Below are 17,016 nucleotides of genomic sequence, written 5' to 3' on the forward strand. Positions count from 1 at the left end.
TATTGCTTGTATTACAAGCCGATGATTAGTGACATTGCTGTTGAAACAATTAACGCCCCAATCATCGGAATTGCGGTGCGCTTAACGAGTTCAAATGGTGACACATCAGCGACTCCGGCTACTGCGACAATTGCACCAGTGATAGGTGACATTGAACGAGCAATACCTGAAGCTAATTGCATTGGCATCAACATAACAACCGCGTTAATACCAACCTTATTTGCGATGTCAGGTACCATCGCTGCAAATGAGAAGAATGGTGCATTACCTGAACCCATTAAGATAGCGGCAAAAGTAATAATAATAACCATCAAAATAATCATTATTGCAGGAGACAATGAAGCATTAATCGCGAAATTAATTACAGTATCTAGTAATCCAATCACTTTCATACCATGTGCAAACACTTGACCGGCAATAACTAATGTTACAACGCGTGCAAATTGTTTACCCATGCTGTCGAAATAAACCAAGATATCTTTAAAGATAGGTTTTGCACCGTGACGAATACTTTCACACACCATTGCGACTGCAATTGAAATAAACATTGCAGTTACCACATCTATTTTTACTGATGCAATCGCCATTGGGCTAAAGATCATAATTAATGCTAACGGAATAATTGGCAGTAATGCATACCATGCTGGTGGCGCAACGTGATCATCTTGTGTTTGAAGTTCTACTTCATCAGTAGCTATTGCGCGACGATCAAACCATTGTTGAACAAAGAAATGCAGCGTTGCAATAGTTATCATTGTGGCAATGGCAACAGGTAGTTGGTAGGTAATAAAATATTCTGTTACCGGAATATCAGCAGTACGCGCCGCTAAATTTACGTTCCCTGAGGCTGGACCTAAATCTAAACAAGCGGCGGTTGCAATAACGGCAACGGCAGACATTTTGCTCACGCCAAGGCGCACTAAAATAGGGTATAGAGTAACCATTAACAATAAGCCAAGGCCTGATGCACTTGGAATAAAAATATTAAGGATCTGGCCCATGATATAACCTAGAGCCATAACAAGATAAGGTGCTTTGAAGTAGCCTAATGGTTTAATGGCAATATTGACCAAAGCACGTGAAGCGCCAATATGATCCATATATTTAGCAAAACCGCCCACTGCCATGATAATAAGACCCAGTGTTCCCACTGTTTTGGCTGTGGTATTTTTTAGGAATGTAAAAATATCAAGCCATTGATTACCGCTTGAAATGTTTTCAGGTAGTGGTGTGCCAGTACTAAAAAGAATAGCCGCAGCCATCATTATAATACCGCCAAGCAGTAATGTTGTTTGTGGGTTGTACTTCTTGTAAATCAGTAAGCCTACAAGGAATATAACAATAAGGCTAAATAGTGTAACCATCATTTATCTCCATATTGGAAAGCATCCATTTAATATGGCGAAGAATAATAGAAGATTGAAAACGTTTTCACGATGGGAATTAATTCAAATCAGAAGCGAATTAATGTAATTATGATTGCGGTCAAATAAATAACATTATCAATACCAAGTGCATAAAATGAACAATACAAAAAATTATATTAATATTAACAATAATTAAACATTAAATAGTGAGTGACTAAATTTAGTCCTAACTTTCGTTATTCTTAGAAGGGATTTAAGATAAAGAGTTGGTGTTGTTGGTTATAATTACACGGTATATTTATGGTTGTATGTTATTTTATTTTTTACATTTAATATTCTATTTAGTGTGCTTTATTATGCCATTATCGTCTTTGGCAGCTAGTACACCCTCGGCAAGCTTGTCTCGTTGTTTTGTCTAATTGTGAACGTTGTACTCGGCAATAAGCATTTTTTAATGCTCTACGTGCTGCAAACCAGTCTTTGGGTTTTTCTAATATTAAATAGCCGTTAAATCGCTTAATTAATTGGGTACGGTTAGCATGAATAAATTGACTATCATAACCGATATCAAAGTAATCAAGTGCTTGTTCGATTGTAGAAAAGCTTTTGATGGTTGTTAGGATATTGGGTTTATTCATGTGGTGATGGGTTCTATTTAGGAGAGATAAACATAAGATAGCAATATTTTGTATGCTTGGTGTGGCATTTATTTTATACGCATTGCAGCAAAGAGTCATAAATAATGATCAAGCAAGTCATGGCGGATTACTACCGCCATGACTTTATTCTAATTGTACCTTATGCCGCTTGTGGTTGAAGGTAACCTAACCATGCGGTTTGGTAAAGTTGATGCGATTGTTGACGAAGTTGATTAATTTGCGCTATTTCAAACTCAGATAATGGGCGTTGTTGCTGCTGTGCTAAACGTTCGATATGTTGAATTTTTTCATATAGGTCGTGCTCTGGGCCATTTTTAATAGTTGAGATTTCATCTAAGTGAAGCTGAACTTCAGTAATAATTTGACTATGGGGTAAGCGAACTAGCACGTTTAAGTCACGGTAACCTGATGGGGTTGGGTTCTTAAAACGGTTCTTTACACTAACAATGGTTACTTCTTTTGCCAGTAGTTCATAAGCTTGTACTAGTGCTGGAATATTCTGAGCAACAATAGAGCCACGCGCAATATCGGTGATCTTAGCTGTTTCACCTTGCAATTCAGTTGCAATTTTTTGTTGTGAACGCTGTGCTGATTTAATCTGCGGAATAATAATATTAGTTGTTGATGCAAGGCTGATACTTTGTAGTAGAATTTGTAATTCTACTTGTGCGTCAGTTGATGCTAAATAAAGTGCATCAAAATCATTAAAAGGCTGGCGTAGATTATCACCTCGCCATGATTGAATGCTGTATAAGCCACTCAAGTCACGCTGGAAAGCTTTACGGCTCGCTTGTGTCTGGCGTGTTTGTGATTGGTCATGGGTATTAAAAGCGGGAGCGATCGCTGGTGCTGCCACAACCGTGCGGCTGAGCATACAAAAAAGAACAAAACTTGTACGTAAAACAGATTTTATGTTCATTAAACAACTCCTAAAAATATTGCAAAGGCAATATCAAAACATACAAAAACGGGTATAGCTAAAAAGAGGTATGTTAGTTGTAATGCGTGTCTGTTTACATGTTAGTAACTTTACCTTGAACAGAAGTTGAATACTGTGCTGATATTCATATTTTTGAATTATTTATTACAGTTTATTTACATTATTCATAATCATAGCGGGTTATTAGCAATCACACGGGTATTTTGTATATATCATGCGATTTTTGTCATAAATGATGTTATCAAATAGAGGTAAAATACGGCATAGTAACAAGATAACGATTAATCTTTGGTGTAATGCACCAAGTAGGTAAGTCGATTTTACCTAGTTATCATTTGGTTTGTATTCAATAACTGTTGTACTTATATGGCGTATTTTTTAAGGGAAAAAAATGCAGGAAAATTTATTAATTGGTTTCGTTGTTATTTGGCTAGGTTTAACAGTAGGAAGTGTGATGTTATTCCAGCGCGGTAATGATGTAGCGAAAAAGCGCCGTTTATGGCCAATTTATACCGTGTTTAGTAATGTTGTGATTGGTGGCTTTATTATTTTTATGCAACCACCTACAGCATGGATGATTTCGATATTGATCCTGCTAGTACCTGTAACTTTACTTACTATCCGTTCAACAAAGTTTTGTGACGGTTGTGGTCAGGCAAGCCGTTCTCCCTTTTTTATGAAACCACCACAAACATGTAGTCATTGTAAAAAGCCATTATAAATTATATGACATCACCATAAAAACCACTGTAATAATATTAGCAGTGGTTTTTTATACGTCTTTTTTAAGGCTTAAGGGAAAGCACTCAAAATGAATACCGGTGGGACCTGAGATCATAAATTGACGAATATTCTGATGGTTATTCTTTTGTGGGTGTTTAATGACATCATCACGATAAAATGCACCAAAACAGGCTAACGTTTCAGATTTAGACAGTTGATGTAAATGTGCAAATGCAAATATTTTACATGATCCTTCATTTGTTCCTGCAAGATTAGTTATAGCATCATTGGTAGAACCATTGATAAATTGAGTTGGCTGGTAATGATAATTATCATTGATAGTGTTTATAACGTCTTGAAAATTAACTTTATTTGGTGTGTTTCTGATTTTTTCAATGAGCGAGTCCATAATATTCCATTGGTGGGTAAATGTATAAAAAGAAGGCTAGCATCATGCTAGCCTTAATAGAAAAATTGCAGTTAGCGATGCTTATTCGCTAATGTTTTTAATTCGTAATCCAGTTCGTCTGGGTAGATAACCAGACCTTCTTGTTCTGGAATAGGGAAGACAACAAGGGCAAGTTCATCATCTTCTAAGCCGTGAGTCCAACGGCTATGCCATTTATTTAATGAAATAGCTTCTGCTTTACATGTTTCCCATTCCCCTGTTGCCCATGCTTCTGCAAATTCTTTATTTGGCCAAACAGGAACACAATCTTCATCATCAGTATTGAGCATAACGCATCCATGCTCATCGATAAGAATCCAGATTTCACGGTTAGCAACAACTTCTTTCACTAAGTGTTTGTAACGTTTTTCTGCATCAAAACTTTGAATTGTTTCAATCATTGCAGCATCTAGTGGGGTAGACATACTGTCGTCCTATTTTTTCACATTATTATTTTAAGTAAGGATAAAACAAAAGAGGAGTAACGTCTTGTGTTATCCTTGCTTTTTCTGCATTTGTAGGGTGTTAGCTTATTTGGTTAATGCCTAAATTGTTATATTTTCATGAGTGTTTAAATGTACAAATAAAACAATAAAGTACATTATATTCTGTTTTTGTTTTTTATTAAGATAAAAAAATCATATGAATAATTTTCCCATATATTTTCATTAATTGGATGAAATATAACAACTATATTAGTGTTTATATTATTAACAACTCAAACTTAGTATATTTTTATTGTCATTCTTAAGGTTGATACAATGCAAAATACACTGATCTTACCTATATTTTTTAATATAAATTGATCATGGTTATTTTCTAAAAAGGTGACTCTAATGGTAGCTATAAATGATAAAAAAAAGAGTAATGGACGTCTTGTTGCCATGGGGTGTACTTATGAACCTTGGATTGCACTATTAGAACAAGCCGGATGGAAAACACATTGTTGCTATGACCTACGAACAGCTGATGCGATATTAGAAGAATATAGCCCGTGTGTATGTATAGTTGATTTAAGTAATAATGACTTTAGTTTAAACAGTATTTCTCAACGAGCAAATAAAACCAAGCATGTGAAGTGGATCGCGATTATAAAGAAAGAGCAATTAAAGATTGATTCTATTTGCCAGTTTATAAATAATTTCTGTGTCGACTTCTTCTCTACACCGATACCGTCAAGCCAGTTATTAGATACTGCTGGGCATCAATTGGGAATGTTAGAAATTGAATCAACATCTTGGGTTGATACTAATCATCAATGTGAAGTAGGGCTATATGGTGAATCTAAATCGATTAAGCACTTGAGAGATATGGTAAAACGTGTTTCGATGACCGACGTTAATGTTTTGCTCAGTGGTGAACAAGGGGTTGGAAAAGAACTCATAGCAAAAACAATCCATAAGTTAAGTAAACGGCGCAATGATGATTTGACGATTATAAATTGCTCTTCATTATCTGATAGTGATCAACGAATGTGTTTTTTAGATCCTCAGCAAAATATGGATGATAGTGGAATAATTAAGAGTGGTACTGTTTTATTAAATAGCGTAGAAGAATTGTCTACGTCATTACAGTTGAAATTACTTAATTATTTTCAACAGCCAGAAAATGAAAAATTAAATGATCAAGGGTGTTTTGATGTGCGTGTTATTACATCATCAAGTGTTGATTTAGAGCAAGCTGTAAAAAATAATACATTTAATAAAGAATTGTATTATCGATTGAATGTATTTCATGTCGCTGTCCCTACATTGAGAGAGCGTGGTGCAGATATTATTTTATTAGCTGAATATTATTTACAAAAATTTTCTAAAGAATATAGCACTAGAGCTATGCATTATAGTGAAGAAGCTAAGCAGTTATTATTGCGGTATAACTGGCCTGGTAATGTTCGTGAACTAATTAATCAAGTAAAACGGGTTTCATTATTAAATGACAGTAATGAAGTAAATCTTGAACATTTTGATTTACCTAAAAAAATAAACACTAAGCAGAGTTTACGAACCATAAAAGATGAAGCAGAAAAAGATGTTCTAGTGACCATGCTTGAAACTCATAAAGGGCAAGTGGCATCTGCTGCAAAAGATTTGGGGGTATCACGAGCCACAATGTATCGTCTTCTTAATAAGCATAATATTATTCCTGATGTACGTTATTATAATAGTGGTTATGCTGCTGAGTAGTTAATTGTCCTCTATTGGTGTAATCGATAACTCAAATAATAACGGACAATGATCACTGAGCGTAAATTGTGAAAGCTGCTGTTTATTATATTGGATTTGATGCTGGCTAAGCGCATTGATATTCGTTGTTGCAATAAGATGATCGATCAATTTACGATAAGTACGATAGCGAGTTTTTTTGGTTGTTAATTTGATTGTACAATTAGCGTTAATAGATGCTGATAATAAATTAACCACAGCCGCATTACCTGTGATTTTATTGATAAATTGTCGGTTATCGGTGATCTGATGATTAATATCGCCAACAATAATAAACGGTTTTGATAGGCGTTGTTGAGTTTTAATCCATTGTTTAATTAAAATCAATTGTTGTGTGAGAGTCTTACATGCTTTGCTTTTTTGTTGGGTGAGTTGTTTTTCAGTAAAACAACCAGATTTCAGATGAAGGTTGAGTAGTATAACTGGTTGTTGATTAATCGTTATTTGAATGACACTGCCATAACGTAATTTGTTTCTAAATGGCATCGTTACACCCATAGCTATAGCTGGTGAACTTAATTGTGATAAATCAGCAATATCATCGACAATAATATTTCGTCTGATGGCAAACCCCGTATATTGATTGTTTTTTTTGAAGCTGTCTTGAGGATTGTTAATTCGTTCTGAAAGATAGATTTTATATTGCTGTTTATCAATAACACGATATAAAGCATCGGCACTATCAACTTCCTGGAAAGCAAGAATGTCAGGAGAATAAGTCGTAAATAATTGCTGTAATGCATTATAATCACCCGCCGATCGTGTAATGGGGGAGGTTGGCTTGAGTGATAGCCACTGCATATTCCAACTCATTATACTAAATGGTTGTGCGTAACTTTTATTTATACTAATAGAAAATATGAAGAATAATAATGTTGCAAGAAAAAAATAAGGCATAGTCATTATTGTCGTTATGATGATTTAATAGTGACAATGCCTTAAACCTTTTCACAAATGTATTGCTGGCTATTTGTTAGTACAAAAATGCCGTTACTATCATATTTTCGTGTAATCATGCCACCACATATTTCATTTTTTTGTGCTGCAATACTGATTACGGCCGGCCTCTTTCGCATTATAAAGATGATTATCCGCTTCATTAATGAATTGATTAGGTCGTTGGTTCATTTCCCATGTAGCAATGCCTTGGCTGACAGTAACATAATCATTAATATCAGAAGATGGATGTATGATTGCCAATGTTGCTAAATTTTGTTTAATGCGTTCAGCTACACGACGTGCGCCGTTTATATCTGTATTTGGCAACAACACTACAAACTCCTCACCCCCATAGCGCGATACTGTATCGTTATTTCTTAGTAAGCTGCGGCTGATTGTTGTTGCTACTGATTTTAAGCAGGCATCACCGTTAACGTGTCCTTGTGTGTCATTGAAGCGTTTAAAATAATCCACATCAATTAAAATAATTGAAAGTGGAATACGATGATGCTTTGCATTGATTATTTGCTTATCAATCGTAAAGTCAAAAAAACGCCGATTGTTAATTTGGGTTAATTGGTCTGTAAACGATAATTGCGCAAGTTGTTTCAGTAAGCGTTGATTTTCGTGTTCTTGTTCAATACGGGTCGTAAACCACTTAAAGAGTAATTGTCGGCCTGATTCAATAATAATGATCGTAATAGCGAGTTTAGTAAACGCAAAAAGTAGATCAAACCTAGGATCCGCAATACTATACCAAGTTGTAAATACAAGGATTGGTAGTGTGGCGAGATAAACAGCCATGCGATAGGTATAAAAACTGAGCAGTACCACCAGAAATAATAAGTTGCCGACGATTTCAACAATAACATAGGCATGACCTAAGTTATTTAGGTTGATAATCGCTCCTCCCCACGTTGTTCCAAACAGTAACGCATAAATAGATGAAATTATTTTATAATGTTTAAGCGTTTTATTTTGTACAAAAAAAACCAACCCGAAGACAAAAAGTAGGCCTTGAATCCCAAAATTCACCGTTGTTAATAGTAAATTACTATTTTCTTTGTTAAAAAAATCAACCCAAATAACGATGGTTATTAACATTAATGTGATTAAAGAAATTTTAGATGCCCAGATAAAACCAAGACGTAGATTTTTATATATAGTGTCGTCAATGCGTGTATCTAGTGATGAGAAATACATTCAGTTAGATCCATAGTTGTTGTGCATGAGATAGTCTCAAGAATTGCTCGAAAGGCAAGTGATTTTTTTTTAATTTTTAGTAAATGTGATAATAAATTTATTGACAATGAGCTTTCTAAATAGGGTTACATTCAAATTTTTGTGACGAGTCATAACCATCGTTCAGAAGACAAACTGCTCGTTAATAAAATTGATCTTGATCAATGTTTCTTTGCGCTAGATCGCGCCTAATACCCTACATCTTGTTGCTGAACACAAATAGAGCACTATATTTTGTGGTTACGTGACACTGTAATTTTCTGTGATTTTAGGAGCATTGTGTGAATCCTGTAGTAATAAAGCGTGATGGTTGCCGTGTGTCTTTCGATGTTTTACGCATTAAAGAAGCTGTTATTGGGGCAGCAAATTCCATCAGCGATTCAGAGTGTCATACAATGGATGAAGCCTATGCTACATCAGTCGCTGACGCGGTATTAAAGCAGTTCTCTGGTACTGATAACGTTGATATTCATGCTATTCAAGAGGCAGTAGAAACGCAACTTATGGCAGGTCCACACAAGGTTGTTGCTCGTGCTTATATCGAATATCGCCATGATCGAGATATCTCTCGTGAGAAGAAAAGTCGTTTAAATAACGAGATCCGTGGCTTAATCGAGCAAAGTAATGCTTCTTTGTTAAATGAAAATGCCAACAAAGACAGTAAAGTTATTCCAACCCAGCGTGATTTACTTGCAGGCATTGTTGCTAAGCATTATGCAACTCAACATTTGTTACCTCGTGATATTGTCAAAGCACATGAAAATGGTGAAATTCACTATCACGATTTAGACTACTCACCATTTTTCCCAATGTTTAACTGTATGCTAATTGATCTTAATGGCATGTTGAGTGATGGCTTTAAGATGGGTAATGCTGAGATTGATACTCCTAAGTCAATTTCTACAGCAACAGCAGTTACAGCACAAATCATTGCTCAAGTTGCGAGCCATATTTATGGTGGCACAACAATAAATCGTATTGATGAAGTGTTGGCACCTTATGTAACGGTAAGTTACAGTAAGCATTTAGAAGTCGCAACAGAGTGGGGTATTGCTGATCCTATTGCTTTTGCACAAGCACGTATTGAAAAAGAATGTTATGACGCATTCCAATCATTAGAATATGAAGTAAACACATTACATACTGCGAATGGTCAAACTCCTTTTGTAACTTTTGGCTTTGGTTTAGGCACATCGTGGGAATCGCGTTTAATTCAACAATCTATTCTTAAAAACCGTATTGCAGGTTTAGGTAAAAATCATAAAACAGCCGTATTCCCTAAGCTTGTTTTTGCGATTAAAGATGGTCTTAACCATAAACCTGATGATGCTAACTACGATATTAAGCAATTGGCATTAGAGTGCGCATCTAAGCGCATGTACCCTGATATTCTAAACTATGACAAATTAGTTGAAGTAACCGGTTCGTTTAAAACACCAATGGGTTGTCGTAGCTTCCTTGGCCCTTATGAAGAAAATGGTGAACTTATTCATGAAGGTCGAAATAACCTTGGTGTAGTAAGTATCAACTTGCCACGAATTGCATTAGAAGCACAAGGTGATGAAGCGCGTTTCTTTGAGATTCTAGATGAGCGTCTAGCATTGTCTCGTCGTGCATTAGACACGCGTATTACGCGTTTAAATGGCGTAAAAGCCCGTGTTGCTCCTATCCTTTATATGGAAGGTGCATGTGGTGTGCGTTTAAAAGAAGATGATGATGTCTCTGAAATCTTTAAAAATGGCCGTGCATCTATTTCATTAGGTTACATTGGTATTCATGAGACCGTGAATGCATTGTATGGTAATGCAACGCACGTTTATGACAGTGAAATGCTGCGTGAAAAAGCAGTTGCCATTGTACAACGTCTACGTGATGCAACAGATGCTTGGAAAGAAGAATCTGGTTATGGCTTCAGTCTTTATAGTACACCGAGTGAAAACCTATGTAGCCGCTTCTGTGCTATTGATACCAAAGAGTTTGGTGTTGTTGGTGGCGTAACGGATCGCGGTTTTTATACCAACAGTTTCCACTTAGATGTTGAGAAAAAAGTGAATCCGTATGACAAGATTGACTTTGAAATGGCATACCCAGATATCGCAAATGGTGGTTTTATTTGTTATGGCGAATACCCAAATATTCAACATAACCTTGAAGCATTAGAAAACGTATGGGATTACAGCTATACCCGCGTTCCATATTACGGTACCAATACACCGATTGACGAGTGTTATGACTGTGGTTTTACCGGTGAGTTTGACTGTACGAGCAAAGGCTTTACATGTCCTAAATGTGGTAACCATGAGCCTTCACGTGTATCAGTAACTCGCCGTGTATGTGGTTACTTAGGCAGTCCAGATGCACGTCCGTTTAACTTCGGTAAACAAGAAGAAGTTAAGCGTCGCGTTAAGCATATGTAATAGCGATAAGTAGACTGAAGTTAAACATAAAAAGTGCTTTAGGGCACTTTTTATGTTTTAGGTATTGATAGTATGTTGTGAGATGTACTGAGATTAACCGAGATATAAAATGAACTACCATAATTATTACCCTGTTGATATTGTTAATGGCCCAGGTACGCGAGTGACTTTATTTGTTTCTGGCTGTGTTCATCAGTGCAAAGGTTGTTATAACCAAAGCACATGGCGTGTTGATGCTGGACATCCATTTACGCAGGCAATGGAAGATCAAGTAATTAATGATCTTAACGACACACGCATTAAACGTCGTGGGTTATCGTTATCTGGTGGTGATCCGTTACATCCGCACAATGTAGCTGCAGTACTAAAATTGGTACAACGTGTACGTCGTGAATGCAGTGATAAAGATATTTGGTTATGGACAGGGTATTTGTTATCAGAATTGACACCAGAACAGCTGCAAATTACAGCTTTAATCGATGTTATGGTTGATGGTAAATATGAACAAGAACAACGAAATCCTTCCTTGGTATGGAAAGGCAGTGAAAATCAGATTATTCATTATTTCAACATTGATAATTAAATAGTGCTGATTAATTAAACAATAACTGTCATGGTAAGTGGTTTTTTGTTTTTATTTTGTTGTAATAATGTTTATTTTTGTTTGTTTTCTGAACTTATCCACCGTTTCTGTGTATAACTATGGGAAAAGATATTTAATAGTGGCAGTATTTTGATCAAGGTTAAATAAAGTCAAAAAGCAACCTTGAATTTTTTATTTTTGATGACTGAACCTTGATTTTGAGACGAAAATTATTGGCTCTTGATAAAAAAAGCATTATATTTAACTAATTGAATATAATGCTTTTAAAGCAGAAAATATAATGCCAATCTTTACAAGAATGTCGCAGTTATCTGTTAATAAATATCTTGTCGCAGTTTCAAATGTTTTTTTAATGGCGTTACCATTGGTATTGATATCGACTTTTTGTGAGTTGATAGCGTTATTCTGTGAATATTTTAATTTTAATGATTTTGGACAAACGGTTCATTATGTCGGTCAAACGACAAGGGTCATGATTCCTATTTTGGTTAACTTTTACCTTGCTACTTATTTGTCAGCAGTAAAACGTATACCAAAAGGTATTGTGATTGCTACATCATTAACGGTATTTTTTATTGTTTCTTATCAATGGGATTTAATATCGCCATTAATTCCTCTTCCTAATAGTTTTCCTATATCATTACTGACAGCGTATATTTCTTGTGAAGTCATTGCTAAATTAAGAAAAATAAGATTATTTAAAGGAAAGACAGATCAGTCATTTATTGATATATCGATGAGTATGTTGGCTGGTTCCATTGTTACAATATCGATAGCATTATCGATAAGTTTTTTATTTAAAAAAATATGTGAACAATTATCTTCATTAATTCCTTGGTCATTTATTCCACGATTGGATCCTACCTCTTTTATCGATGGCCTTATTTATGAAATGTTGCGAGGCTTATTTTGGGCAATAGGTGTTAATGGGCATCATATTCTGCATTCCTATAAAACAGAGTTGTATAATATTACCTTAGTAAATATTACTGAATGGCATAATTTTGGTATTGAACTTAATATATTAAGCACTAATTTTTATGACTTTTTTACAGGTATTGGTGGTAGCGGTAATATGCTGAGCTTGGTTCTCTGTATGTTATTTTTTGCGAAAAGCAAAGGCTATAAATTACTAGCAAAAGCAGCATTAATACTTTGTTTATTTAATGTCAACGAACCTATTCTCTATGGTATCCCGGTTATTTTTAACCCGATAATGATCATTCCGTTCTTATTAGTTCCAACGGTGAGTTTTATTCTTGCATATGGTGCGATTTATATGGATATCGTACCGCCATTAAGTGAAATACATAGTTGGTTAATGCCACCTTTTATTAGCGGTTATATGGCTACAGGAGGTGCAATTTCAGGTGCTGTATTACAATTACTAATAGTGCTTATTGGCATTATGATCTATTTGCCATTCTTTAAGCTAATGGATAAACGTAGTTTAGGTATTGGTGTCTCTGATATATTTTCAAATCGATTATTTACCAGTGATGAAATAGAATCTAAAACACGATTAACCAGTTTTATTCCATCGTTACATGATAATCTTCGTGCGCAAAAGAAAATTGAAAAATTACAGGATGATGGTGAATTTATTCTTTATTATCAACCTCAGGTCGATATTACAAATAATAGTATTGTTGGTTGTGAAGCTTTACTTCGCTTTAGGGATCATCAAGGTAAAATATTACCACCAACATTTATTTCCAATTTTAATCAGTTGGGATTAATGCCTGAATTAGATTTATGGGTATTAGATAATGCCATAAAAGCCGCTGAAAAATTTATCATTATTAATCCTAAATTTAAATTATCGATTAACATTTCACCTGATACGGTACTGTTGAAAAATTTTGTGAGTATTATAAAAGAACGGATTGGTAATAGTTCACTATCTTTTCATCATGTTGAATTAGAGTTTACAGAAGAGCTTTTAATTTTAGATGAAGAAAAAGTAACTAAGATAATAGCAGAGTTACAATATATTGGTATTTCGGTGGCGTTAGATGATTTTGGTACTGGATATTCTTCGTTAGCTTATTTATCTCGTTTCGAATTTAATAAAGTTAAAATAGATCGCTCGTTAGTATTGAATCTTGATAGTCTGCGAGGCCGAGAATTATTTAAAATTGCGGTACAACTTGGAAAAATTACGCAAGCAGATATTGTTGTGGAAGGGGTCGAAAAACAAGTAGAATTAGAATTTATAGCTTCACTTGGTGTACGTTATATTCAAGGTTTTTATTTTTATCAACCAATGGCTGAAGATGATTTATTTCAACATGATTTATTAATACCACGACAGTGTGAAGTTGTTGATAATTAAGACACAGTAAAGTAAATCGTTATAGTAAATACGGTTCTACTTCCATATTGAGGCCTTATACGGTAAATTCGCTATCCTTTCATGCTCTATTGGGGACGTTATGTCACGTACTATTGTTTATACCTACAAAGAAGAAGAGAAGCGACTAATTTTCTCTTTTGATATACACCGTAACATTCATGAAGCGGTAGCTGCTGCTGAAGGTATTGATTTAACGACATTTCTAAAAATGGAGCAACAAGTTGAAGCTGTATCTACGTGCAGTAAAGCTGGACGTGAATATCGAGATAGTTATTTCCGCAAGTTAGGCTTTGGTAAAATTGCTCTTGCGAAGAAAGAAAATCGCGGTGTTGGTGAAAAATAAACCAATAATAAAAAAGCTGACATTATGTCAGCTTTTTTATTGCCATCTATTTATGCCTAATAATATTAATCCAACTCGTTATATTTTTTAGCTGAACCATAGCACTTATTGATAGGGTATTTAGCTGCATTTTGTTGGATCTTTTCTTGGCACGCTTGAAGTACATTAATATCACATTTGTCAGCTAGTCGTAGTAAATACATCATTACATCAGCGATTTCTTCACTGGCATGTTGTTTTTTTTCTGGTGATAGTTGTTGGCTTTGTTCTGGTGTTAACCACTGAAATATTTCTATTAATTCGCCTACCTCACCACTTAATGCCATCACGAGGTTTTTAGGTGTATGAAATTGATCCCAGTTACGCTGTTGAGCAAATTCAGTAAGTGCGTGTTGTAAATCTGTAAGCTCATTAAATGGCGCTTTAACTGGGGGAGTCGCTGTTGGCATGTTTAGTTCCTAAATAGTGGCCGAAAAGCAATACAATAGCCTAACGATAATAAATATGACGTTAGGCTATCAATTCATTAATGGCTGGTTAGAATGACTTTTTTACGACGAAACATAGCGGGCAGAGCTTCGACTGTACAAAAGATTAACCCTAACCAAATTAAACCAAAACTGATGGCTTTCGTTTGATCAAATACTTCACCAAATAAGAATACTGCCAATAAAAATTGTAAGCTTGGCTCAATATATTGCATTAAACCAACCATCGTTAGACTGGTACGATTGAGTGCTAAAGCAAAAAATATTAATGGTGCAACGGTCACTGGTGCAGCACCTGCATACAGTAAAAAGGTAGTTGTACCTGATGTTAGTGCAACACTGTCACCACTAAAATATAGCCAGATCATATAAATAAGAGCAAAAGGAGTCAGTATTGCAGCTTCAATTGTTACCGACGTTAGTGCATCATATTTAATGTATTTTTTGGTTAATCCATAGATGGCAAAAAAGCTACCCATGATTAATGATAGCCAAGGTAATCGACCGTATTCCCACACCTGATAACCGATGCCTAAAATTGCTAAGATGACGGCAATGACTTGCGCTTTAGTTAGCCTTTCTTTTAAGAAAAACATTGCTAATGCAATCGCAAATAATGGGTTAATGAAATAACCTAAACTGGCAGCCAATACATCATCATGAGTAATGGCCCATGTAAATGCATACCAAGAAACACTCATTATTACGCCAGCAAAACCACACATGGCTAATGATTTTTTATCCGCCACAATATCTTTAATTGCAGGAATAGGCTGTCGAAGCAATATCATAACGATTAGCATTACAGGTACGGAGAAAATAAGCCTTAATGCAAGTAATTCATTAGTATTTGCTTGAGGTAGATATTGGTAATAAAGCGGTAATATTCCCCAAAGAATAAATGAAAATGCCGCAAGCATATTACCTGCACGACGTGATTGCATGTTTACACCTAAGATTAAAAAGTAGTTGTTGCCTCAACATCATTGCAATATTGAGAAGTTATTATGGTGAACGATCAAAATGGCACTCAAGCTTAAGAAACCATCTTAGTGCAGAGTGTTCACTTTCGCTGACATTTTGTCACTGAATTTTTATAAGTCAATATACGCTGTGAAGAAAAGGCATTTATCGAGATCATTGATTTGTTGCTAATATTACTCAAACAACAATAGCTAAATAATAATGCTGATAAGGCGTTTTTTTGATAAAATATCTAGGTAGGGTAAAGGTTGATATATTTAACTGATAAAGCCATATTATAGCATTTTAATTGAGAGTAAATGATGACTAAATTAACTGCAGATATCCAAGCAAATAAAGCTTTGTTCGTAACAGAAACACAAGCAACACGTGTTGTTTGGAGCCTTCGTAACGAAGAGGGTGATTGGTTATCTGTTGCATCTTCTGAATTTGAAGACTCTGAAGTGATGCCTTTTTGGTCAAATGAAGCAGATGCGAAAGTACAATGTGCTGATGAATGGGCAGAGTTTCAACCAAGTGAACTACCATTAGACATTTTTCTTGAAGATTGGATGATCACACTAGTAGAAGATGGTGTGTTAGTTGGTTTGAACTGGAATGAATCACTTGAAGGTATTGAATTAGAGCCTTCAGAAGTAGCTAAGCTTTACCTATAAGTTTATAAAACACTAGCCCTGTGAATAATACTGGAATAATATCCTGATATTCATAGGGTTTTTTTTACGCTATTGATAATTAAGCTAATTACATAAACCTGTGAATTGTATCTTATTTTCTTGAGATGAGATTTAAAGACCTCGCATTTAATATTAAAAGATTTACAGTAGTGATTGATGATATTTCATCATTTTATCTCTTCTATTGTATTAGTTTTAGCTTGCACCATGGTGTAAGCTTTTTTTTGCGTTTAATTTAATTGTATTTGATTTTTATATTATATTAATCACATCATGATTGTGCTCCATCCGCTCATTACCTTATATTAATGATATATATCTTTTTAATTATCTATACATGTATGGCTATATTCTTGAATAGTATAATTCTTCATGTATTATTATATAGATTAGATAATAATATATAGAACAATTGAATCAATACCACAGTTATTAGTTATGCTTTACGTTAGTATGACGAATGTAACTCTAATATTTAGTAGATTGTATCGAATATATTTATCTCCACTGAAGGATTGCAGGATAAGTCGTGAAGAACGGATTGATTACAAAAAAAACGATATTAATTTTATTGGCTTTATTGTCAGCGGTAGGGTGTTCATCGTCA

General features: G+C 34.9%; 16 protein-coding genes. 7 read left to right on the forward strand and 9 right to left on the reverse strand.

Translation table 11 applies throughout. The features are described 5' to 3' along the window. Positions 1-11: 11 nt before the first annotated feature. The 3 genes from dcuC to C9I86_RS09935 all read right to left on the reverse strand — a co-directional run bounded on the left by dcuC (position 12) and on the right by C9I86_RS09935 (position 2,945). Positions 12-1,367 (reverse strand): C4-dicarboxylate transporter DcuC, encoded by a 1,356-nt coding sequence (gene dcuC / locus C9I86_RS09925; RefSeq protein WP_235865757.1) that lies wholly within the window; start codon positions 1,365-1,367, stop codon positions 12-14. A gap of 362 nt (positions 1,368-1,729) precedes the next feature. Further along, complete coding sequence (locus tag C9I86_RS09930) at positions 1,730-2,005, reverse strand: nitrogenase-stabilizing/protective protein NifW (protein ID WP_080155702.1); 276 nt, start codon at positions 2,003-2,005, stop codon at positions 1,730-1,732. A 160-nt stretch (positions 2,006-2,165) separates the two neighbouring features. Continuing rightward, positions 2,166-2,945 carry a RelA/SpoT domain-containing protein gene (locus tag C9I86_RS09935; protein WP_107276257.1) on the reverse strand — a complete coding sequence of 260 codons (780 nt, stop codon included), beginning with the start codon at positions 2,943-2,945 and terminating at the stop codon, positions 2,166-2,168. A 412-nt stretch (positions 2,946-3,357) separates the two neighbouring features. Between C9I86_RS09935 and C9I86_RS09940 the strand changes: the two genes are divergently transcribed. Then, positions 3,358-3,687: a hypothetical protein gene (locus C9I86_RS09940; protein ID WP_080155704.1), complete on the forward strand. Its 330-nt coding sequence runs from the start codon at positions 3,358-3,360 to the stop codon at positions 3,685-3,687. Between the two features lie 51 nt (positions 3,688-3,738). Here the strand turns inward: C9I86_RS09940 and C9I86_RS09945 are convergent, their stop codons facing one another. Next, positions 3,739-4,098: a HopJ type III effector protein gene (locus C9I86_RS09945; RefSeq protein WP_107276258.1), complete on the reverse strand. Its 360-nt coding sequence runs from the start codon at positions 4,096-4,098 to the stop codon at positions 3,739-3,741. Between the two features lie 71 nt (positions 4,099-4,169). Next, on the reverse strand, positions 4,170-4,562 hold the full coding sequence (locus C9I86_RS09950; RefSeq protein ID WP_080155706.1) for a DUF2750 domain-containing protein: 393 nt from the start codon (positions 4,560-4,562) through the stop codon (positions 4,170-4,172). A gap of 411 nt (positions 4,563-4,973) precedes the next feature. Between C9I86_RS09950 and C9I86_RS09955 the strand changes: the two genes are divergently transcribed. Further along, the gene (locus C9I86_RS09955) at positions 4,974-6,320 is read left to right on the forward strand and encodes a sigma-54 dependent transcriptional regulator (protein ID WP_107276259.1); all 1,347 of its coding nucleotides are present in this window, start codon (positions 4,974-4,976) and stop codon (positions 6,318-6,320) included. Here the strand turns inward: C9I86_RS09955 and C9I86_RS09960 are convergent, their stop codons facing one another. Both C9I86_RS09960 and C9I86_RS09965 read right to left on the reverse strand, forming a co-directional pair. Continuing rightward, positions 6,321-7,160: an endonuclease/exonuclease/phosphatase family protein gene (locus C9I86_RS09960; protein WP_158258936.1), complete on the reverse strand. Its 840-nt coding sequence runs from the start codon at positions 7,158-7,160 to the stop codon at positions 6,321-6,323. A 228-nt stretch (positions 7,161-7,388) separates the two neighbouring features. Then, positions 7,389-8,501, reverse strand: a complete 1,113-nt coding sequence (locus C9I86_RS09965) for a GGDEF domain-containing protein (RefSeq protein ID WP_107276261.1) — start codon at positions 8,499-8,501, stop codon at positions 7,389-7,391. Positions 8,502-8,821: 320 nt separating this feature from the next. On the opposite strand from C9I86_RS09965, the gene nrdD reads away from it, so the two are divergent. The 4 genes from nrdD to C9I86_RS09985 all read left to right on the forward strand — a co-directional run bounded on the left by nrdD (position 8,822) and on the right by C9I86_RS09985 (position 14,260). Further along, on the forward strand, positions 8,822-10,957 hold the full coding sequence (nrdD, locus tag C9I86_RS09970) for an anaerobic ribonucleoside-triphosphate reductase (protein WP_080155710.1): 2,136 nt from the start codon (positions 8,822-8,824) through the stop codon (positions 10,955-10,957). Between the two features lie 109 nt (positions 10,958-11,066). After that, positions 11,067-11,540 carry an anaerobic ribonucleoside-triphosphate reductase-activating protein gene (nrdG, locus tag C9I86_RS09975; protein ID WP_080155711.1) on the forward strand — a complete coding sequence of 158 codons (474 nt, stop codon included), beginning with the start codon at positions 11,067-11,069 and terminating at the stop codon, positions 11,538-11,540. A gap of 301 nt (positions 11,541-11,841) precedes the next feature. Then, complete coding sequence (locus C9I86_RS09980) at positions 11,842-13,896, forward strand: EAL domain-containing protein (protein WP_107276262.1); 2,055 nt, start codon at positions 11,842-11,844, stop codon at positions 13,894-13,896. A gap of 100 nt (positions 13,897-13,996) precedes the next feature. Then, on the forward strand, positions 13,997-14,260 hold the full coding sequence (locus C9I86_RS09985) for a DUF2960 family protein (RefSeq protein ID WP_036791038.1): 264 nt from the start codon (positions 13,997-13,999) through the stop codon (positions 14,258-14,260). 65 nt (positions 14,261-14,325) lie between these two features. Here C9I86_RS09985 and C9I86_RS09990 read toward each other — a convergent pair whose 3' ends face one another. Both C9I86_RS09990 and rarD read right to left on the reverse strand, forming a co-directional pair. After that, positions 14,326-14,709 carry a nucleotide pyrophosphohydrolase gene (locus C9I86_RS09990; protein WP_107276263.1) on the reverse strand — a complete coding sequence of 128 codons (384 nt, stop codon included), beginning with the start codon at positions 14,707-14,709 and terminating at the stop codon, positions 14,326-14,328. A 77-nt stretch (positions 14,710-14,786) separates the two neighbouring features. Beyond that, positions 14,787-15,692: an EamA family transporter RarD gene (gene rarD / locus C9I86_RS09995; RefSeq protein ID WP_080155714.1), complete on the reverse strand. Its 906-nt coding sequence runs from the start codon at positions 15,690-15,692 to the stop codon at positions 14,787-14,789. Between the two features lie 342 nt (positions 15,693-16,034). Here rarD and C9I86_RS10000 point away from each other — a divergent pair, with 342 nt between their 5' ends. Continuing rightward, positions 16,035-16,388: a DUF2750 domain-containing protein gene (locus C9I86_RS10000; protein WP_080156522.1), complete on the forward strand. Its 354-nt coding sequence runs from the start codon at positions 16,035-16,037 to the stop codon at positions 16,386-16,388. Positions 16,389-17,016 lie beyond the last annotated feature (628 nt).

Source organism: Photobacterium sp. NCIMB 13483 (genome assembly GCF_003025475.1).
GTDB lineage: Bacteria > Pseudomonadota > Gammaproteobacteria > Enterobacterales > Vibrionaceae > Photobacterium > Photobacterium piscicola.